Origin of the sequence: Nostoc punctiforme PCC 73102, from assembly GCF_000020025.1 — a bacterium.
Lineage (GTDB): Bacteria > Cyanobacteriota > Cyanobacteriia > Cyanobacteriales > Nostocaceae > Nostoc > Nostoc punctiforme.
This window is the reverse complement of sequence record NC_010633.1, coordinates 45,685-65,940: the sequence shown is the minus strand read 5'-3', so window position 1 is coordinate 65,940 and position 20,256 is coordinate 45,685. Positions and strand designations below refer to the sequence as shown.

General features: G+C 43.1%; 14 protein-coding genes. 6 read left to right on the top strand and 8 right to left on the bottom strand.

Annotated features, from left to right (window positions below; all coding sequences use genetic code 11):
• Positions 1 to 162: 162 nt before the first annotated feature.
• Together NPUN_RS37130 and NPUN_RS37125 are read right to left on the bottom strand one after the other, a co-directional pair.
• Positions 163 to 3,207 (bottom strand): Tn3-like element ISNpu13 family transposase, encoded by a 3,045-nt coding sequence (locus tag NPUN_RS37130; protein WP_012407620.1) that lies wholly within the window; start codon positions 3,205 to 3,207, stop codon positions 163 to 165.
• Positions 3,208 to 3,328: 121 nt separating this feature from the next.
• Positions 3,329 to 4,243: a tyrosine-type recombinase/integrase gene (locus NPUN_RS37125; RefSeq protein WP_012407621.1), complete on the bottom strand. Its 915-nt coding sequence runs from the start codon at positions 4,241 to 4,243 to the stop codon at positions 3,329 to 3,331.
• A gap of 77 nt (positions 4,244 to 4,320) precedes the next feature.
• Between NPUN_RS37125 and NPUN_RS37120 the strand changes: the two genes are divergently transcribed.
• A complete protein-coding gene (locus NPUN_RS37120) occupies positions 4,321 to 4,788 on the top strand; it encodes a double zinc ribbon domain-containing protein (RefSeq protein WP_012407622.1) in 468 nt (155 codons plus the stop codon).
• Positions 4,789 to 5,459: 671 nt separating this feature from the next.
• Here NPUN_RS37120 and NPUN_RS37115 read toward each other — a convergent pair.
• Positions 5,460 to 5,726, bottom strand: a complete 267-nt coding sequence (locus NPUN_RS37115) for a hypothetical protein (protein WP_148220529.1) — start codon at positions 5,724 to 5,726, stop codon at positions 5,460 to 5,462.
• A gap of 366 nt (positions 5,727 to 6,092) precedes the next feature.
• Here NPUN_RS37115 and mobV point away from each other — a divergent pair, with 366 nt between their 5' ends.
• A complete protein-coding gene (gene mobV, locus NPUN_RS37110; protein ID WP_336884967.1) occupies positions 6,093 to 7,103 on the top strand; it encodes a MobV family relaxase in 1,011 nt (336 codons plus the stop codon).
• 50 nt (positions 7,104 to 7,153) lie between these two features.
• On the opposite strand, the gene NPUN_RS37105 is transcribed toward mobV, so the two are convergent.
• The 4 genes from NPUN_RS37105 to NPUN_RS37090 all read right to left on the bottom strand — a co-directional run bounded on the left by NPUN_RS37105 (position 7,154) and on the right by NPUN_RS37090 (position 11,594).
• Positions 7,154 to 8,809, bottom strand: coding sequence for an IS1182-like element ISNpu1 family transposase (locus NPUN_RS37105; protein ID WP_012413395.1), 1,656 nt, complete (start codon positions 8,807 to 8,809; stop codon positions 7,154 to 7,156).
• 697 nt (positions 8,810 to 9,506) lie between these two features.
• Entirely contained in the window at positions 9,507 to 10,250 is a 744-nt protein-coding gene (locus NPUN_RS41440; RefSeq protein WP_041566786.1) for a hypothetical protein, read from the bottom strand.
• Positions 10,234 to 11,055 (bottom strand): hypothetical protein, encoded by an 822-nt coding sequence (locus tag NPUN_RS37095; protein WP_012413393.1) that lies wholly within the window; start codon positions 11,053 to 11,055, stop codon positions 10,234 to 10,236. The genes NPUN_RS41440 and NPUN_RS37095 overlap by 17 nt, the downstream gene beginning before the upstream one ends.
• Complete coding sequence (locus NPUN_RS37090) at positions 11,052 to 11,594, bottom strand: hypothetical protein (RefSeq protein WP_234711219.1); 543 nt, start codon at positions 11,592 to 11,594, stop codon at positions 11,052 to 11,054. Before NPUN_RS37090 ends, NPUN_RS37095 begins: the two co-directional genes overlap by 4 nt.
• 503 nt (positions 11,595 to 12,097) lie before the next feature.
• Here NPUN_RS37090 and NPUN_RS37085 point away from each other — a divergent pair.
• The 3 genes from NPUN_RS37085 to NPUN_RS37075 all read left to right on the top strand — a co-directional run bounded on the left by NPUN_RS37085 (position 12,098) and on the right by NPUN_RS37075 (position 15,610).
• Positions 12,098 to 12,523: a plasmid mobilization protein gene (locus tag NPUN_RS37085; RefSeq protein WP_012413391.1), complete on the top strand. Its 426-nt coding sequence runs from the start codon at positions 12,098 to 12,100 to the stop codon at positions 12,521 to 12,523.
• A 4-nt stretch (positions 12,524 to 12,527) separates the two neighbouring features.
• The gene (locus NPUN_RS37080) at positions 12,528 to 14,981 is read left to right on the top strand and encodes a relaxase/mobilization nuclease domain-containing protein (protein ID WP_012413390.1); all 2,454 of its coding nucleotides are present in this window, start codon (positions 12,528 to 12,530) and stop codon (positions 14,979 to 14,981) included.
• A gap of 380 nt (positions 14,982 to 15,361) precedes the next feature.
• Positions 15,362 to 15,610, top strand: a complete 249-nt coding sequence (locus tag NPUN_RS37075; protein ID WP_012413389.1) for a DUF1816 domain-containing protein — start codon at positions 15,362 to 15,364, stop codon at positions 15,608 to 15,610.
• Positions 15,611 to 15,861: 251 nt separating this feature from the next.
• Here NPUN_RS37075 and NPUN_RS44400 read toward each other — a convergent pair whose 3' ends face one another.
• A complete protein-coding gene (locus tag NPUN_RS44400; RefSeq protein WP_272913991.1) occupies positions 15,862 to 15,993 on the bottom strand; it encodes a helix-turn-helix domain-containing protein in 132 nt (43 codons plus the stop codon).
• A 216-nt stretch (positions 15,994 to 16,209) separates the two neighbouring features.
• On the opposite strand from NPUN_RS44400, the gene NPUN_RS42650 reads away from it, so the two are divergent.
• Positions 16,210 to 20,103 carry a PAS domain-containing protein gene (locus NPUN_RS42650; RefSeq protein WP_012413388.1) on the top strand — a complete coding sequence of 1,298 codons (3,894 nt, stop codon included), beginning with the start codon at positions 16,210 to 16,212 and terminating at the stop codon, positions 20,101 to 20,103.
• Positions 20,104 to 20,256 lie beyond the last annotated feature (153 nt).

Here is a 20,256-nt window from a genome sequence, read left to right as displayed (position 1 = left end):
GACAAAAGCCACCTCAGAGTTCACCCCTCTTTTCACTTTCCGTATTGGGGTAAATATAGCGAAGCTGTCACCAGGGGCAAGATAGGCTGAAAGTACTGCGGTGGATGACTTTCAGACTATAAGATTAAGAGACATACGAACAAAGCGTATTTTTAGACACATTTACCCCGTCTCAATTGGCAACCTGACATTAAGATCCAAACGAAAAGTACCATAGGGATTAACGTGACCCCAAATTAAAGGCGAAAGCGCCCGCAAATCCTCCAACTTCATCAACTTCATCCATTGTGGTTGGGACAAAACCTCCTGAATCATCAACGTATTTATATATACCAAAGATATCTGGAGTAAATGCAGAGATAACACAGCTAATTCTTGGTCAGACAAACGATTAGTAGCAATCTCCCCACCCTTGCCGTAAAAAATAAAACTGTTAGCACTATTCCAGTTCTCCACCACGTTGAGTCCAGCATTTATCTCTTGTCGCAGTTCAACCGAATGCAGGTATTTACATAAAAATATAGTTTTTACAGCCTTGCCCAATTCCGCCAAGGCTTGATAAGTAGGGTGTAATAAATTACCCCTAGTAAAACGCTTTAAGATGGCTTCAGTTTCTGCCATACCCAAACGCAAAGCAGTAGCATACTTCACCATTTGGTCGTATTGTTGGCGAATTAAATCCCAATTAATAGCGCGAGTTAAAATAGGTTGCAAGTTTGGATAAGCATCATTATTTCCAGTTGAAGGACGGTATAATTTCTGAACATTGATACGTTTAAGACGCGGCATTAACTGAAAACCCAGTAAATGACAGAAAGCAAAAGCCACTTCATTTTGACCGTGACTATCCACATAATTTGTCTCCACTTTCATCTCAGTACAGTGGCGTAATAATCCTTCAATCATGGCTGCCACTTCAGAAGAAGAACAAGTTTTTAACTGTGAATAAATACAAACAGAATTCTTCTCAACGTGCCAATAAATCATCACACCTCTTCCACCATAACGGATGTGCCACTCAGTCATTAAGTTTTGATCCCAAGCACCAAACTTTTTCGAGTCAGAAGCACAGGCGGTTGTACCCTCTCCCCAAATAGTAGAAATTCTGGCAGTAAAAATTGCATTTGCAATACAGGCAATAGCATTACGTAATTGTTCTTTCTGAATAAAATGACGCTTAACATGGAGTAAATCTTGATAATTGTCGCCTTTAATCTCATCACTTAAACGCTTTAATCCAGTATTCGTTCCTAAACCATATAAACAAAGTAGCAAGCGTTTTTGTAAAGTATATTCGCCTAAAACCTCTCGTGTTGATACACTCTGAAAGTGTTGGCTAAACTTAACTCGCAAATCAGTCTCTTTCAGAATATCTAAGAGGCTAGTCATGCGCCAACGCCTAGTAATTTCAGTTTTCAACCTAGTCAAATTAGTCGGTTCATTTTGAGGATTCAGAGGAGAAACACAAATTCGACTTTTGCCTGTCGTTTTAAGTGTGACTAAACTATTTTTAGGTATTCCTTTATCCAGTAAAGTTAATGATTGCTCCAAAGATTGCTGTAAATTAGCAATAAAGACTTCTACATCGGATGGTTGTTTCAAAGCTTGGAAATATTCTAATCTTTGCGCCTCAAAATCAGCAGGTAAATCTTCTTCAGGGTTTCTGTAACGATTAGCTCCTACAACCCATATTTCCTTGCATCTCAGCTTTTCTCTCAATGCTTGCAGCACGCTCAACTCATAATTAATGCGATTAACTTTGATTTCATCGTCTGCTCCCGTCTCTAATATAATTTCTTGCCAACCACTACGTAATACCCCCTCAATGGGTATATCTTCTCCAGCATCATAATAACGCTGTTTACTATCAGCATACTTTTTTAGTAAAGATATCGCTTGAATAACTGGACGATGAACTTCATTATTTGAACGAAATTCGAGCTTGTTTAAAATTAACGGTAAAATTCGCCGATAATATCCACCATAAGAAGAGCGCATCACCGTATAAACTTTCTCACGGTAAGCATTCCCTGTAGATTTATACTCTTTCACTAAATTCTTGAGAGTCACTTCACTTACTACAGGAAAAATCACATCCTTGACTGTGCCATCAGGTGTTTTCAAGGAAGCTTCTGCCATTTGGTATAGTAGATTATTCTTCCCATGAACCCGTTTAAAATCCTGAATAAGCTCTTTATCTACACGTTTTTCTGCATTCACACCTATGCGATGGACAATCTGAATGAGTAACTCTACTAAATTATCTATAACTTCTTGACTTCTGAGCCAACAAAAAGCTGTAAATAGTGTGTAGCGAATATGTTCTGGGTGACGGCGTAAGTCACGAGGATGTTCAACAATTACCCGACTTTTATAGACTTGGAGAACTTTGGTAGAGATGTTTTTAAATAAGTCTGTTGGTAATTCTAATTGCTCAAAAATCTCTAATTTAGCAACTTCCTTTTGAAAACTTTCTACACCAATTCTCCCTGGGTCTGTTTTTAATTCAGCCCATGTTAATCTAGTCACTTCAGTGTTTATTTCTGAGTTATTCGTGTCATCTAACTGTTGAGATAATTGGATATCTCCTGGATTATTCAGTTGTTTATCATGATTTGTTTGTGTGGTATCATCTAATTCCTGATCGGAAGCTTTCTCTTTCAAAAAATCATTTATCCACTTTTTAGATTGGTTAGATAGTTGGGAAGTTATGTCCCGAAAAAATTTAGATTCAAAATTTCTGATAGCAGAGCGAATGATACGTTCTAATCTGGAATCTGTCGGTGGTTCAAGTTTTAAATTCCGTAGTCTCGCTACTGCTGCAAGTTTTAGCTGTTCAAATTTTAACTCATAAATTAGTGCTTGTTCTGCTAACCAATTAGTTAACTCAAAAGCATCACTAACTTTGGTTTCTTGAAATCCAAAGAATTCTCTAATTTGAGCGCGATGATATTTTATGGAGCGTCCTTGCCAATCGTAGTAAGAGTACTTTTGGGGGGAAATATCTAAAAGTTTGGCAACATAATCAACAACATTTTGGGAGATTTCTTGATTATTCTCAGGAAATCTGGCATAAATCTCAAAAAACTTGAGCAATATAGCAAAACCTAACCGATTTTCGTCGTTTTTCTGATTCAGTAGTGCTAATTCAAGAGGGAGTAGCGTCCAATACTCTACTAATTCTTCTGGCTGCCAGGTTTTTTTCATTAAGTCTCACTCTTCAACCAAACAGTATTCTATCTTCTTTGGGGTAACAATCTTTAACTGAGATAAAATGCTGTTTCTCGATGAAAAACATACTGGAACTGAGTGATTCTATATAATTGCCCTAAAGGTCAGCTTTTTGGTCGGAATTAATCAGTATATTCAAGGCATGACGTGCAGCTGATTCTGATTTCTGTGAGGTGACTTTAGCGTAACGTAAAGTTGTTTGAATGCTTTCATGTCCCATTAATGAGCATAATTCCTCAATACTGATTAACCCCACTCGTTCTGTAGCAAATGTATGTCGTAAATCGTGAATGCGAACTCCTTGAAGGTGTGGATACTTATTGGTTGTCTCCCGCCAATAATCATGCAATGTATGGTAGCTGATTCTACTTACTTTTCGGGTAACTGGATGTTGTGCTGTAAACAAGGCATTCGTATTTTGATGCCGTGAGTATTTCAAGTATTTAGCAAGCATTGAGGCTGCGTCATCACTGTAAAAACACCAGCGTTGTTTGTTGCCTTTACCTAATACTTGAAATTTCTGGTTCTTGATATCTACAGAATCTATGTTTAGGGCTAAAAGCTCTCCTATTCTGCATCCTGTGCGATGCAGTAAATGAACTATCGTACTTAGACGTAAGTCATCTTTTACGGCAGAATATAGTATATTTAGTTGTGATTGTGTTAGATATCTTATTGTCTCGTCGCTTTTATGTTCGCCTTTCTCTCTTTCAGGTAGACGTTGTTTTAGTCCCCGGATAGGGTTGGATTTTATATACCCTTGTTCTACTGCAAAGTTAAGCAAACTTTGTAATATTGCTTGATGCTTGTGGTGTGTTGTGTATTTTAAATGACTGAGATTATTTAGATACTCAACTAATGTTTGCTTACTGATAATTTCTATTGACCAACTTCCATACTTTTGCAGTAAAAGTCCGAGGGTCAGTTCATAGGTTTCTCTAGTACTTGGTGCTAGACCAGGACGCTCTAGAAATTCGGTCGTGACAGTGGCTAAAGTTACAGCCGATTTCACGGTTGTTTCTGTATTCTCTCGCTTGGTTTTTTATTGATAAATTATATATCTTTTTATGAGTTAGCCCTGAGCTTTTTATGGATACTTTTAAAACTCCCAATAGCGATGAATCCCTTGCTAGTTACGTGTCACGGGTCAGGAAGAAACTCAATTTAACTCAGTCTGAGTTGGCGGATGCTGCTGGTATACATGGACGCTCTGTCGGGAAAATCGAGCGAGGACTTACGCTTAAAATTAATCGTAGGACACTTCAAGGGTTAGCGATCGCACTTGGCGTACCTCAAGAATATTTTGATGCTGTGATCAAGGGTGAGGAAGTATCTCAGGTTAGAGGGGTTAAGTTTTGTCCCCAATGTTGGAATCCTGGCGCGGCGGTTGACCCTATGTGGAGTCATATCAAAGCCAAGTTTTGTTATCTCTGCGGTACACCGATTCGAGCTAACTGTGCGAATTGCGGTGAGTTGGTGTTGTCTTTGAGACACCGATTTTGTCCAATTTGTGGCTGTGCTTATAAAACGCCTGTCAAAACCGCTAAAATCCAATAATCAACTCTTTTTCTCAAACCCAGACTCCACAATACTTTCAGCCTATCTTGCCCCTGGTGACAGCTTCGCTATATTTACCCCGTATTGCGGGGGGGGTTCAGGGGTGGAGAGAGGAAATGTCCAAGGCAATTGAAGAAATGAGCTTTTTCTCAACTACTACTCGACACCAAACAGCTTGTATTTCTGTTTCATTTCCGATGACAGTTCTAAATCGATCAAACCGTCAGTGTCCTCATCCCAGGTTTGGTCATTATCAGTGGACACTAGCTACACATTTATAATCACCACTAAGTCTATGCAATTAGTGGTCTTGAAATCACCAAATTGTATATCCAATCACAATTTCTTTTGGCTTAGTCCAGGATAGTCGTAGACTAAGCCTAGACTAATTCTAGGATTTGAGTAATTTCAGTAAGTCATTCAAAAAAGTTGTTGTAGACTAAGCCTGAGCTTAGTCTGCACTAAGCCAAAAGCATCTGCTATTTCTCATCAAAAAGCCTATAATCCTTGTTGCCACTAGCTTGGAGCTACTTTTTCGCCCAATTTCGGGCGGGGTTTCTATATTACGGCTGTGTTGCACTTATACTTCAAAAATCCCTCTCCCTAACTTCAACTTGCCAACCCAGCATTCGAGATAGACTGCAAATCGCTCTCACGATCAAAGCAAGTGTCTACTCAAGTAATTGCTTGAGCAAGCGAATCTGTAATTCCAACTGTGAGATAGAGTAAATCACAGCAATCTTGAGAGTGTCGCTGTCAGCACCAATACGCTTCATGACAAAAGGCCCCCAACACATTCTCAAAGTACTCAAAACAATTTTAGTCAAACCTCTGCCCGACATTTTACGCTCTCGCTCTCGTAAAAATTGCAGCAACTGGCCATCGCTACTGTCGTGACTGCGCTTAATCGAAAGCACTTCCAAATTAGGTTGCTCCATGTCCTGCATTCCTACCGAATTATAGGAGTTTATAAGTGAGCCATTGTATTGATTGATACCAAATTTCGATGACTGTCAAAATGCGCCGTAAACTACCCCTAAGTACCCCTTTACTGTACCAAACGACTGTCGTTATACCCCCTAGAGGTAGTTTTGGGCGTATTTTCGCACCAGGCAGTAAGGGCGATTTCTCCCCCAAAAGTGGATTTTAGGGTTTTGTAGAAGTGATACCATACATACTCACTATGGTTTCATGCCCTGCGGGTGGCTGCGCCATCTCTCGCTGCGCTCGTGACATGAAACCGCCGTTCGCCCAAAGGGGTTTTTTCGTACTACACTTGCACTGCATTTGTAGCATAAATCTTTATGTCGCCACTAACAATTCTCAGGATTGAGAAACTAAAAACATTCGGCAACGTTGCCGGGAGTGATGACCATGTTACCAGGAATAGAGAAACACCCAACGCAGATCCAACTAGAGAGAATGTCCGGTTGATTGGGGGAGAAGACGACCGCGCACTCGAAGAGATAGTTAAAGAAAAAATCTCTACGCTCAAGCATCGCCCACGGCATGATGCGGTGTTATGCACCGAAATGTTTCTCTCGGCATCACCTGAATATTTCCGCCCTGGTGATCCATCTCTTTCGGGGCAGTGGTCTGATGAGAGGATGCAGCAGTGGGCAATCGCATCTCGTGACTGGCTAGTTGAAAACTATGGGTTAAAGTGCGTCAGGGCAGAACTTCACCTAGATGAAAGTACCCCACACATCCACGCTTACATCGTGCCACTGAATGAAAAAACCGGGAGAGTCAGTCATGACGCGATGTTTGGCGGTAGAGGTGGACAGGGAAGAATTAAGTTATCCAAACTCCAAGATAGTTATGCTGCTGCACTCGCTCCTTTGGGCATTGAACGAGGGGTCAAGGGCAGTAAGGCAACCCACACTAAAGTCAAAGAATATTACCAAGCGGTTAACAGTGAACCACTCACCGCAGTCATTACAAATAACCAATTAGCACCCACACCGTTTGAATCAGCTAGGAGTTATGTAGACAGGATTCAGTCAGATGAACACTTCCAAGCGATTAACCACCAACTGGCTGACCGCAAGTTCTTGATAGAACGATTGGAGAGGGCAGAACAACGGGCTAGGGCTAGCGAGAAGGAGCGACAGCAATTAGAAAAACGGGTGCAATTGTTAGAATCTCAAACTCAACAACTGCGCGACTTGCCCTTAGAGGATGTGGCTTGGGAGTTGGGGTTAGATTGCGATCGCACTCATCAGAGCAGATGGAAGGGCCACGGTCACATCATTAATATAGATGTAGCGAACTGCAAACATCCAGCGATAAAACTGCAAACAAGGCGATTTTGAAACCACATTCTGGGTCTTGGCAACTTTTGATACTGCTGGCGAAATATTGCTTAACCTACCGACTGAGCCATAAGCTTTGCAAATTGCGAAGTTCGCGTGGTAGCTTGTGGAATACCGGACAGCCAGTGAAATATGCGCTTGAAGTTAATTGCTGTTGCTGTCATCAAATGTTGCAGATGAGTTTTCGCTAATCCAATATATCGAGCATGGCGGAGTCCATGAGCGCGAATGCTTTCAGAGAGAGTAGCTTCAATTCCAGCCCGTCGAGCATAGTCTGCTTTATACTCGTCAGTCATTGCTTGTTTTCGTGCAGCTTGCAATGCTTTGTACTGTGCTTCTGGACGAAGTGTAACCAACCGTCGCTTTTCTTTGGTACGAGTACACAGATGCAGGCTGGGGCAATTGGCGCAGTCAGCTCGTGCAAACTTAATTTTAATTACTTCATTGTTTCGACCATCGATTGCAGGTGTCCAAGATGTACTCGTCTTTCCTTCGGGGCAAATGGCAACTTCTTGTTGCCAATCAACTTTAAAATCGCTCGCTGCAAATCCATTACCTGCTTTGGATTGCCAGCGTAGGTCTGAGCGGGTCGGTCCCAGCAATTGAACTTGATGCTCTTGTTGAGCGGTTACCAACAATTCGGCATCTAGATATCCTGTATCAACGATATGCTTACTGGGAAGCAAATCCTTGTTAGCAAGTGAAGTATGGATTGCTTCAGTTACATCACCATCAGCAATGGGTGCCGCCGTCGTTTCAACATTTGTAATTAGATGTAATGAATTAGGTTCGCAAGTCTCACTCAAATGAACTTTGTATCCTACCCATGATGTTGTATTCTTTTTTGAATAATGAGCATCTAAATCATAGGGTGAACTAATCATTAATGTAGCTGGTGGTATTCCTTGCTCTGTTCGCCAATAAATCTCGTTATTACATACATAGTATTGCTGTACCCATACTCGTCGTAGTGTTTCGACTGCTGGAACCTGTTGTAACCATTCTGGACTATGACCATCAAAGATTGCATCAAGCAGCTGTTTTCCATCTTCGCCATACACATGAGCTTGTTCCTCTCGCGCTGCTTTTGAAGTCGGTAGATGATAGTCTTCCATGCGCTCGCTATAACGTTCTATCCATTCAGGCTGGCTTTGAGCTTGCAACCAAGCAGGTGCAACAACAGCCAGCGCATTCAATGCAGCCCGCAGCGTTTCTCCAGCACACTCCAGTCGTGTCACTGCCCGAATAGTTGCGACAACATGGGTGGAGTCTGTCCGTTGGCGACCTCTTGCTTGCAGCCAGCCTTGTTGTTGACACCAGCTAAGGAGTTGATCAAACACTAAACTTTCAGCTTGTTGAGCGATCAAGCGAGTGCGAAATTCGCTCAAAACAGTGTGGTCAAACCCTTTATCTGTTAGCTCTAAACACAGGAGGTACTTCCAATCAATTCGGCTTCGCACAGCATCAGCAGCTTGACGATCTGTGAGTCCTTCAATGTACTGCAAGATTGTGACTAGAGCTAATCGTACCGGTGATACTCCAGGTTGTCCCTGGTGAGAAAACAATGTACTAAAATCTTGGTCGCTCACAAAGGAGTCAAGGCGATCTGCCATCGTGATGCAGAGGTTACCCTTCGTAAAAATAGCTTTGGCAACTTTAGCCGTTTCTGCTGGTACAGTATAGCCCGGTTGTGGATTCAGTGACATCAAATCATACCTCAAGCGATCGCTTTTTAGATCCTAAATAACTCTTGATGGAGCCAACTTATTTGTTAAGCAATATTTCGCCAGCAGTATCAAAAGTTGCCAAGAACCATAATGTAAGCCGAAGCCCTTTTCTTTTTGCAATTAATTTGAGCCAACAATCTTCTTGTTTGCAAGCCGGAGCGTTTATGTTTGCGAGCCGCAACAATTAGAAATAGCCGGAAGTGGGGCGAAGATAAACCTAGTGTTCGCTATTTAAGGTGTGCGATTGCACAACTTATAGAATCCAAGCAATTGAACGGTAGTGAGAAGTTAGGCTTTACCGTTTTTTAATCTTACTGCAATCTCAAAAAGCCATTAAGAAAGCACTTAGTTCAAAGACATCAAGACATCAAAAGCCTGAATCCTAGTAATGGATCTAAATTTATGCACCCAATAGAATTTAAGAAAAAATGGCAGTTAACTTATGATGAGCTTGCACTTGTTTTAGGTTATCAAAGTGATTTCACTGTCCGTTGCTGGGGGATAAATGGAAAACATAAGCGTAAAGAAGTCAAAAAGTTGTCTATGTTGCTTGTAGACTTCTTGATGAGAAGTGGTCAACTCAAGGTAAACTTGTGGATTCTTATCTCTGATTATTTGTATGATTGGGGCAAGTATTACCTTAAGCCTGTTTGCCCCAATCGCTATATATTGCCCTTCATCTTCGATTTGGGTCAGTCCCCAAACGCTTTTCTACCCGTTGTAGCTTGGCATTACTATAATCTGTACGCCGCAAAATTGCTCTCAAATAGATGTCGATATCGTTCGAGATATTTACCGGAATAAATTGATTGAATCCAAGGAAAATCAACAAAGTAAATAATGCAGTAAACAACCCCATCGTCCCATATTTACTTATGGGTTCAGCGCGATAAACCTCTTTCTCTATGGTGATGGGTTTGGGGGGAGGGGTATTCTTCAACTCCTGAATAACCGTAGTCAAGTTCTTCGTGTGAATCAACAGTGAGTCCCAGTTCTGCCTCAACTGCAATACTTCGCTTTTCAGCCCTTTGAACTCTAAGCTCTCTAATGTCGCTGAGGACTTGGGCATATTCTTTAACTGCGTCAGTAAGGGAGTTAATTCTTGCCTCAAATTCTCGTTGCTCTGCTCGGACTCGTTCGAGCAGAGATTCTGATTCTTCAACTCCCCCGTTAGCATCTCGATTGTCACCATCGCTTTGCTGAGGAGTTGATTCTGAATTAAATTCGTTTGCGCCCATGCTTGTAACTCCGCCCTATCTCTTTCGCGTTCAGTTTTTTGTGATTGCTTAAAATTTTCAAACTCTCTATATAATCTGCCTAGTGCTATCTTGACCTCACCCTGTTCACTGCTCTCTACGGAATCGGCAGTTTCAGAGTGAGGATTGCTGTGATTGCCGTTGCCATTATTGTTGTTGATCATTAGTTTTCTTCTGACCTCGACGAGAAGTAGACGCAGTAACTTTTGTCTGTTTTGATGTTGTAGCCTTCTCTAAAGCATCTGGTATAACTGATGGTTGTTGTAACCCCAGATAAGCCCCAGCTTTTTCAAGCTCTGGTTTAGCCTGATCTAAAAACCCACTGACTAGTAGGTAATCCCCAAAAGGAAAACCATTCTCTTCAGTCGCAGCCGAGTAAGGTAGACCTTTTTCTGTCAACGTGTCAAAGGTCGAGTAGTCTAGCTCTGGCATTTCTATTTCTATGCCTTTTAGTTCGGCTATAGCTGCAGACGTTTTACTATTCTCCCAGCGCTGAAAACCTGAACCTTTATCCCAGCAGAGATTTTTTACCACCACATAATCTGCTTTATCGCCACAGAACTCAGCCATAGTTTTTAAGCTGGTTATTACCGAGTACCCAAGGTTAAGCACAGTCACCAGCGTTACTCGATAACCCAAATCCCCTGCAATCTTGAATAACCCAAACTTACTGATAATCTCCCTAGTTTTATTGCTTGATGCCCCCGGCATATCTACTATTATTGAGTCGGGTGATTCGGCTTTGATTTCCGTAAAGAAGCGTTTCGCCTCTGCCACTTCTAGGAAATTTAACAGCCTTACCCCTGAGCCAAAGTTTTGATAGTACTCGTACAGTTCTGGATTCTCTGTATCTGCGTCATAAGCTAGATAATTAATGCTTTTATTGTGCATTACATCCAATAGCAAGCGAGTAAAGGCAGTCTTACCTGTACCACCCTTGCCCCCCAGTATCATCACGATACGTTTCATAATTCACTCCTATCAGTGATATTAAATTGGGAAGAAGTATTAGGAGTTGTTTTCTTTCGTTTACTAGTTTTAGTTGATGATGAGCCGGATGGTTCACTGCTATCAGGTGGTGAACTATCTGGCTCTACTGGTAAAACCAAGTCATTATTTGAGGTTGATGAATCAGTTAATTCTGGTTCGGAGTCAGAATTAACTGATTCATCAACCGCTTTAGATGATGATTCATTACTTGAATTATTATCATTTATTGTTGTTGCCTTTTTATGAAAACTCTTCAGACCACTGGCCGCCAGTTCTACCCCATGACCTTTAAACACATCAGAAACATCTTCATAGGAGTAGCCAGCATCCAACATATCTTGAATAGGTTTAGCCAAACTGAGAACTAAATCTGACACGCTGATAGTTTTAGGTGTCGCGGCTTTCTGTTTGAGACTGATTTGAATATCTTCTATTTTTGATAGAGGGACAGCTTTCGGTTTGCGCGACATATTCAGCACTAGTAATAAATTATTCCATTGTAAAAAATTCGTGGTCAAAAAAAGTTTAAGTTTCTTGTCGTGATGTGACGAATATCAACAAAAAATGGTTTGTATCTTCGTGAGGTAGACTAGTCTAAAAAAGCAGTTACCCATGAATCAACATCCTTTGTATCACTAGTATGGCCAGCATTGCCCAATAGACCATGCCCTCGCTTACACCGAGGTGATTGCAGACAGCCACTCGTGGATCGCCAAAGTCTCATACTCCCCCAGCCTCCGGTTGTGCCCCCTGGTTCTGGTTTACCCTAGCCCGTCGTGGGGGCATAGGCAAGCAATACGCCGTAACGCACTTCGTGCTACTTTACCCTCCGGGTAAAGCGTCATGTTTGCTTGTTGGGGGTGTCCCCCAAACCCCCTTTAAACAAGTCTTTTCAAGGGGTTAATAAGTGAGAAAAGGTTCCGGGTTATTCGCCTACCTGCTCGGCGCTCCGCGCCATAGCAGCTACAGCGAATAACCCGGTGAAAAATGAATAAGCAGATAAATGAACTCCTAACCAGTTATGCAGCCAGACCCGCGTACCAATCTCAGTAATCAACTAGCTGACACATTAAGTAATTGGTCAGTAGCACCAGATGAGAAGCGAGAAATAACCATCACGTTTAGGGTAAGCTCTACCGAGAAAGCTAGATTAGAACAGCGTTGCAGTGGAGTGGTGCAAAGTGACTATATTAGAGCGAGATTATTTGATTACCCTTTGCCACATCCTAAGTTAGTCATTCCCGAAGTGAATAGACAGGCTATCTACGAGTTAAAGAAGATTGGTAACAACCTGAATCAGCAGACCAGAGCTATTAACGAAGCTGTGAAAATTGGTAGCCAACCGTTGACGGTGGAGGTGAAATCATATCTGATAACTATTGAGGAACTGACAGAACTTTTAGAACAGACTCGCCAATCACTTACTCAATCTACGGTAGAGGGGTAGCGTAGTGATTACCAAAGTGAAAGCTAATAAATCATTTCGTGGTACTACCAAATACGTCTTAGAGAAAGAGAAAGCTAAGATTATTGGCGGGAATATGTATGGTAAAAGTACCAATGAACTGGTCGAGCAGTTTACCCTATCAGCCCACCTTAACCCCCAACTTAAAGACCCATGTTATCACCTAATGCTTAGTGTACCTCAGACTGATAGAACACTAAATGATGACGTATTAGCTAATCTGTCCCAACGTCACTTGGCATCGGTCATTGTACTATCACGGCTTCAAGGTGATGAATCCCAAGTCAAACAGCCAGAAAAAAGAATATCAGATACCAAACTAAAACAGCTAGTTGATGAATTTATTGAGACAGAACTACCAGCTTATGACTTCTTCATAGCGCGGCACTCCGATAAAGAACACGACCACACCCATATCGTTGCATCTAGAGTCAATAACCTAGATGGCAAATCTATTCGTACCTGGAATAATTACGCTTACTCGGAACACTCTGCCCGACTACTAGAGCGAGAATTTAAACTAACCCAAGTACAGAGTAGTTGGGAGAGTAAGCAGAAAGCTATGACTCGTAATCAATTGGAACGAGTCGAACACGATGGACTTCCAGGCGAAGAAATAATGCGCCGAGCGATTGAACAAGTTGCAGTGAATAAACCCACAATGCCCCAGCTAATTGAGCATTTATGGAGAGAGCATCAAGTTAAAGCTATCGTCAGTTATTACGATCACGGCGGGGTAAGGGGCATCAAGTTTGGCATTGATGTCGGCTCAGTTAATGAAGATGGTAGCCCTCGTCTACTCTGGAAACAGGGAGGTAATCTCAATAAATATAAGTGTTCCTTTACGAAGCTCCAGACCGAATTAGGGATAAGTTACGACCCAAAAAGGGACGATGGCGAAATTAAACAGTTAAATAATTTCTTAGAATCTGTAGCTAATAACCAAGTTAATCAGCAACTAGTAACGAAAATATTACCTGTTAAAACTCCAACTCTAGCCGAAACTATATCCCAGCTAACCCCAACTCAATCAGATACTGAACAACAAGCCAACTCACAACTCATCAATTCAATCTCTGACTTTATTGAACAGTCAGTAGTTGAGTCAGCCTTGATTGAAACGTTGCCACAATTAACAGAACAACTCTCTCAATATCGGCAGCAGAGCGAAGCAGGTAGAACCGCATTCGACGAGCTATTAGCGACGATTGCTGAAGAAGAGCAACTTAGATCACAAAGAATAGTGGATGCAATTGCTGACTTTATTGAACAGTCAGTAGTTGAGTCAACCTCAAGTGAAACCTTACCAGAATTAACAGAACAACTCTCTCAATATCACCAGCAGCTAGCTAATAATAAAACTACATTCGACGATCTATTAGTGGCGATTACTGAACTTGAGCAACGACTTTCATCACAAAAAGCTGTGGATGCAGTTGCTGATTTTATTGAACAGTCAGTAGTTGAATCAGCCTTGGTTGAGGCGTTACCACAATTAAAAGAACAACTGTTCGGGTATTGGCAGCAGTTAAAAGCTTCAAAAATTGCATTCAATGACTTTGAAACAGCGTTAACGGCTGAGTTGCAATCTCATGCAGAAAAAAGAGCCATTTTATCAATCTCTGATTATATTGACCAATCAGCTATCGAGTCTGCTTTAACCCAAACAGTATTAGGATTAACAGAGCAATTGTCCGCGTATCAGCAGCAGCTACAAGCCGGAATAACCACATTCGACGGACTGGAAACAGTGATTGTTTATTTAGAGCAACTCCACAGTGAACAAAGAACAGTGGATGCGAACGCTCTTAATAAAGCTCAAATTCCAACCACAGATAAACCAAAATTTAAAGAGGAACAAAGAGCAGAATTATACAAATATTACAGCACCGAATTGCAAAACTTATTAGTGACTGACCGAGACAAAGAAATTGCAATGAGGGCGCTCAAAGATGATAAGCCAGTCGGTGAAGTTGAAGAAATTCTCCAAGCCAGTCCAGCCGGATGGACACAAGATGAAGCTAGAGAATTGGTACTTATCGCTAGCAATCAACTGGCAACTCAAAAGTCAGAACCAGAACAGTCACTCGATGAAAAACAGCGTATTGAATCGGAATTTTTAGCGATGGCTGTGCCTATTGCTGTTGAATTAATCAACTGGAAGTTAAGAGAAACTGGCTCAAATAGCCTTAGATTCAAACGTGCCACTCTAGAGAAGCAGGGTAGAGAACTGGTATTTACCCATGATGAACGAGGTGAGAGTTTTCGAGTGGCAGTCAACCGAAACTCGTCAGGTGAGCTTGAGTATTCACCGATTAATGTGGGGTCAGTAGAAACAGGAGATATAATTTTTTGGCAAGAGGCAGAGCGCGTATTGCAACAAATAAGATCATCAGCAGAACAACAATTAAGAAGACAAGATAAAGGAATCTCTCTCTAGGCGATGGCACAACTCAAAACCTAGAAAGCTCAAATAGTTGGTGTCTGCCACTGCTATAAATCCACTTGTCGAGCCAACCAATTTGTTGCAGGCAGAGGCAGACACTCTGCTTCGCCGCCTCAGAAGTTAAGAGTTGCTTGAGTTACTGTTTGGTGGAACAACTTTAATAATTATTTGTTTTGAGAAGCTAAGTATATTTACTCTAGTATCTGACAAGATAAGTAAATTAGCACAAAACCTGTAAAACTCACAAGAGGAGCTTAATTTTTCTAAATTTCTTGAGAACTTAGGATTTAGCCCTTGCCGAAGCTTTTGATTGCCTGGAAATGTCTGAAACCATTATCAGTCAAATCTCATATCTTGAACTTGCAAAGGTTGCTATGAAATTGACACATAATTTAAAACAGGAACCGTCTGAATTTGCTTGGTGGATAGAAATTATCACTAATCATCCTAACTGTACTTACTACTTTGGCCCTTTTATTAGTCCAAAGGAGGCTTACTGGTTCCTACCTGGCTATATAGAGGATCTAGAACAGGAGGGTAATCAAGAAATTCGGTTCCAGATTTTACAGTGTCAGCCAAAAGAATTAACTATTTCTAAGAACGAATGGCAAGACAGTGCTTGACTTCAAATTAGAAAATTCTACAATAATCACCTAGCCGACTTAAATCCTTGATAAGTTTACGTTTTGATGAGACATAAATAGATACTTTACAACCCCGGATAAATTGCAATCTCGATAGAGTTAGCATCTTTCCAGGGTTTTCTATTGGCAGCTTCGCTGTGAGAAATCCCTTTAGAAAATCATCAATATTAGCGCTTGAGTTGGTAAATTCTCACAGGGCAATCATCGTTACTCCATCCTAGTTCAATCTCTTAAGCATTAATCAGTTCGCGCAAAGCCTCGTCGAGGACGCTGTAACTACAATTAGACAAATCTTTCAATTCTCCAGAAGTTTTTCCCCCAGAACGCAGATGTTCTAAAATGATTTGGTTAATATTATTCATAATTTTCCACTGAGTTAAACATTTATTTACAAGCTGTCGTGTGAGCTTGTGGAAAGATTTACACTTCCGTAAAGCGGCTATAGGTTTTTCGGTTACTCATCAGAGTTGAAGTCTCGACGAGCAAGGTAACATGAGAGTGTCTAAACCTTTGTGATTAGTTTGGGTAGGAGAAGAAACTCCACTACTAAACGCCAGATACAGCGCCTTCATTAAAATATGTCTGAGGCATTGCCGCAAAAGCGATTAATTAAGTCTATGACTGCAAACGAGACACAGAGGTTGTCCGCGCTGCATCGCTACAGGGTTCTTGATACCCCTCCTGAAGTAGCATTTGATCGCATTACTAGGTTGGCAGCACGGCTGTTTAATATGCCGACCGTGCTAATTTCTCTGGTTGATGAGTCAAGAGCCTGGTTCAAGTCCTGCGTTGGTTTTGATGCCCGCGAAGTGCCGCGTGATGATACACTTTGCAACTTTGCGGTGTTAACAGACGAGCCGCTGATTATTCCTGATGCTCGACTCGACGATCGCTTTGCCTGCAATCCGTTTGTGCAGAGTGAACCGGGAGTACGGTTTTATGCGGGTGCGCCCCTGCTCAGTCAGGATGGCTTCAATCTGGGAACATTGTGTCTGCTCGACAGTCAGCCCCACGACCCTTTGAGCGTAGAGCAGCAAGCCACTCTGGTGGATCTGGCAGCAATAGTGGTCGATGAACTGGAACTGAGATTGGCATCTCACAAAATTGCTCAAGTCGATGCGGCGCTGTTGGAAATCACGCAAGGCGTAGCGACAGTAACGGGTGGCGCTTTTTTTGATGCATTGGTACAGCACTTTGCCAATGTTTTAGACACCGATTATGTCTACATTGGCTTGGTCGAGAGTGATGACCCCAAACGGCTGAGAACGATCGCCACCTGCGCTCACGGTCGAATCGTCGAAAACTTTGAATATCTCTTGCAAGATACGCCATGCTGGGAAGTGCTTGAGCAGCGAAAAGTTTGCTGCTACCCGCGCAATGTGCAAGCTCAATTTCCGAATGCGCCCTTGCTTAAACCGCTTGCGATCGAAAGTTATGTAGCGACTCCCTTCTTTGACTCGAACGGCACACCGTTAGGGTTGTTAGGGGTAATGCATGGTCAGCCACTAGAGAATGTGCATCTAGCAGAATCGTTGCTAACAGTCTTCGCCGATCGCATTGCGATAGAACTAGAGCGTCAGCAAACAGAAATTACCCTACGCGAATCTGAGGAGCTAAAGCAACGCATTCTGGACAGCAGTAGAGACTGCATCAAAGTTTTAACGTTGAACAGCGAAATCGTCTACATCAGTCCCGGTGGGCTGTGTCTCTTGGAAATCGATGATCCGACTTCTATCTTGAATACAATTTGGGTTGATCGCTGGCAGGGCGAAGATTACGAGAATGCCCAAGCTGCTTTAGCGGCTGCCACCCTGGGCAACATCGGACAATTCCAAGGTTATCTCGTGACTGCCAAGGGCACACCGAAGTGGTGGGATAGCCGGATCACACCTGTGCGAGATGCGTCTGGACAGGTTGTGCAACTGGTGGCAATTTCACGAGATATTACCGATTTTAAACAAGCAGAAGCCGAACGCCTGCAAGCAGAACTGGTGCTGCGATCAGCCCATGTGCAGTTGGAGTCTGCTTTAGCGGCAGGATCAGTCTACACCTGGCGTTGGAACATTCCGGCCGATCGCGTTGTTGTCAATGCTGCCTTCGCTCACCTGTTTAACGTAGACCCAGCAGACGCAACGACGGCAGGGTTGCCAATCGAGTTCTTTATCAACTCGATACATGAGTCAGACCGTCCTCGCGTTTCAGCCGCCATCCAGCAGGCGATCGAGACGGGAGAGGAGTATACGGCTGAATACCGCGTTCATACTGCCACTGGCGAGGAGCGTTGGCTCACTGCACGCGGGCAGGTTGAATATGATGCCGCAGGCAACTCGATTGCGTTTCCCGGTGCGCTTGCCGATATTACCGATCATAAACAGGCAGAAGCAGCCATTGCAGCCGACCTTCGAGATACACAACTGTTGCATGGCCTAAGCGTGCAACTCACTAACGAAACCGATATTCAGGTACTTTATGACGAGATTATGGCAACCGCTATCGTGCTTACAGGGGCAGATGCCGGAACTGTGCAAATTCTCGATACCGCAACACAAGACTTGGTGCTGCTTGCCACGCAGGGATTTGAGCCAAACCTGACTGAGTATTTTCACCGCGTGAATGCCAGTTCTAACACGTCTTGCGGCATCGCCCTCAAAAATGGCAATCGCACCTTCATTGACTTTGATGTGCCGGAGAGCGAAGACCCTGATGGTTCATTGCGAATACATGTGGAGGCTGGATACTTCTTTGGGCAGTCCACCCCGCTGATCGCCCGTTCTGGTAAACCGATTGGCATGGTTTCCACGCATTGGCAAGAGTACCGCCAACCCAGCGATCGCGAGTTGCGGTTTCTCGATTTACTCGCTCGTCAAGCTGCTGACCTGATTGAGCAACGGCAGACCCAAGCAGCCTTGCGCGACAGTGAAAACCGCTTTCGCATGGCGATCGAGTCCGCCCAATTAGGCACCTGGGACTGGAATCTGATCGCCAATCAATTGATTTGGGATGAGGGTTGTAAAGCCATGTTTGGGTTACTACCACAAGCCGAAAGCAGCATTGAGGTCTTTTTTGCAGGGCTGCACCCTAACGATCGCCAACGACTAGAACAGGCAGTACAATGGACTTTGAACCCAGCAAGCAGCGGCAAGTATGACGTAGAATATCGGACGATTGGGATTGAGGATGGGGTGGAACGGTGGATTGCAGCAAGAGGACAGGCTTACTTTGATGCAGGTGGGAACCCACAACGTTTTGTTGGCACTGTACTCAATATCACTGAGCAAAAACGCATTGAGGCGGAACGGGAACAACTCCTTGTCCGCGAACAAGCCGCCCGAGCGGAAGCCGACCGCGCCAACCGGATCAAGGATGAGTTTTTGGCAGTACTCTCGCACGAGTTGCGATCGCCCTTGAACCCGATTTTGGGTTGGATACGGTTGCTACAAAACGGCAAACTCGATCTACCTCGGCAAACTGAAGCTTTGAAAACGATCGAGCGCAACGCCAAACTACAATCGCAACTGATCGAAGACCTGCTCGATATTTCCCGCATCATGCAGGGCAAGCTGACTTTAACAGCGGCTCCCATTAGCTTGACCTTTGTGATTTCTGCGGCAATCGAAACGGTGCGTTTGGCAGCAGAAGCCAAAAACATTCAGATATTGCTTGACCTTAGCACGACAGTATCCTATGTCTCGGGCGATGCGAACCGCTTACAGCAGGTTGTGTGGAACTTACTTACCAATGCCGTCAAATTCACTCCTCGAGGTGGACAAGTCATCGTTGAACTGAAACAACTCGATCAATTGGCTCAGATTCGGGTGAGTGACACCGGAAAAGGAATCGATCCGCAGTTCCTACCGTATGTGTTTGAGTATTTCCGTCAAGCAGATTCCACCACAACCCGTAAATTCGGTGGATTAGGGTTAGGGCTGGCGATTGTGCGACAAATTGTAGAAATGCATGGGGGAACGGTCAAGGCAGAGAGTTTAGGTGAAGATCGAGGCGCGATCTTTACGGTACAACTGCCCGTCATTCAGCAGACAATCCCGACTATAGCTGAACTTGTTCAGGCTAAAGCAGAAAAGACGAAAAATCCTTTAAGTAATCTGCAAATTCTACTGGTGGATGATGATACGGATACCCGCGAGTTTCAAGCATTTTTGCTGGAGCAAAGTGGAGCGAGGGTAATTGCTGTTGCTTCTGGCTTGGAGGCATTGCAAGTGCTAGATCGATTCATTCCTGATCTCCTGGTCAGCGATGTCGGTATGCCTGAGATGGACGGTTATATGCTGATACGGCAAATTCGCTCCCGCCCACCCCATCAAGGAGGAACAATTCGAGCGATCGCCGTGACCGCTTATGCGAGGGACTTTGATCGGCAAAAAGCGCTTCAGTCAGGGTTCCAAGGCCACATTACAAAACCTGTGGAACCAGAGATATTGGTCAAGACAATTGTGGATTTGCTAGACTTTTAATTAATTTGAAGCTATTTAACACGGTACAGCAAGGGCTTGAAGTCCTTAAGGTATTGAGCCGAGATACGTGTAAAAACCTGCAAGATGGTCTGGAAAGCGTTGCTATATATACGTTCTATTATTTTTCATATCTAATGAGAATTTGTGCATGAA

What these genes read in the sequence shown, in the direction of transcription:
- NPUN_RS44400 (WP_272913991.1), bottom strand. Translation starts at nt 15,993, where the DNA reads ATGAATAATATTAACCAAATCATTTTAGAACATCTGCGTTCTGGGGGA.
- NPUN_RS37130 (WP_012407620.1), bottom strand. Translation starts at nt 3,207, where the DNA reads ATGAAAAAAACCTGGCAGCCAGAAGAATTAGTAGAGTATTGGACGCTA.
- NPUN_RS37120 (WP_012407622.1), top strand. Translation starts at nt 4,321, where the DNA reads ATGGATACTTTTAAAACTCCCAATAGCGATGAATCCCTTGCTAGTTAC.
- NPUN_RS37075 (WP_012413389.1), top strand. Translation starts at nt 15,362, where the DNA reads ATGAAATTGACACATAATTTAAAACAGGAACCGTCTGAATTTGCTTGG.
- NPUN_RS37105 (WP_012413395.1), bottom strand. Translation starts at nt 8,809, where the DNA reads ATGTCACTGAATCCACAACCGGGCTATACTGTACCAGCAGAAACGGCT.
- NPUN_RS37095 (WP_012413393.1), bottom strand. Translation starts at nt 11,055, where the DNA reads ATGAAACGTATCGTGATGATACTGGGGGGCAAGGGTGGTACAGGTAAG.
- NPUN_RS37085 (WP_012413391.1), top strand. Translation starts at nt 12,098, where the DNA reads ATGCAGCCAGACCCGCGTACCAATCTCAGTAATCAACTAGCTGACACA.
- mobV (WP_336884967.1), top strand. Translation starts at nt 6,093, where the DNA reads ATGTCGCCACTAACAATTCTCAGGATTGAGAAACTAAAAACATTCGGC.
- NPUN_RS41440 (WP_041566786.1), bottom strand. Translation starts at nt 10,250, where the DNA reads ATGATCAACAACAATAATGGCAACGGCAATCACAGCAATCCTCACTCT.
- NPUN_RS42650 (WP_012413388.1), top strand. Translation starts at nt 16,210, where the DNA reads ATGTCTGAGGCATTGCCGCAAAAGCGATTAATTAAGTCTATGACTGCA.
- NPUN_RS37115 (WP_148220529.1), bottom strand. Translation starts at nt 5,726, where the DNA reads ATGGAGCAACCTAATTTGGAAGTGCTTTCGATTAAGCGCAGTCACGAC.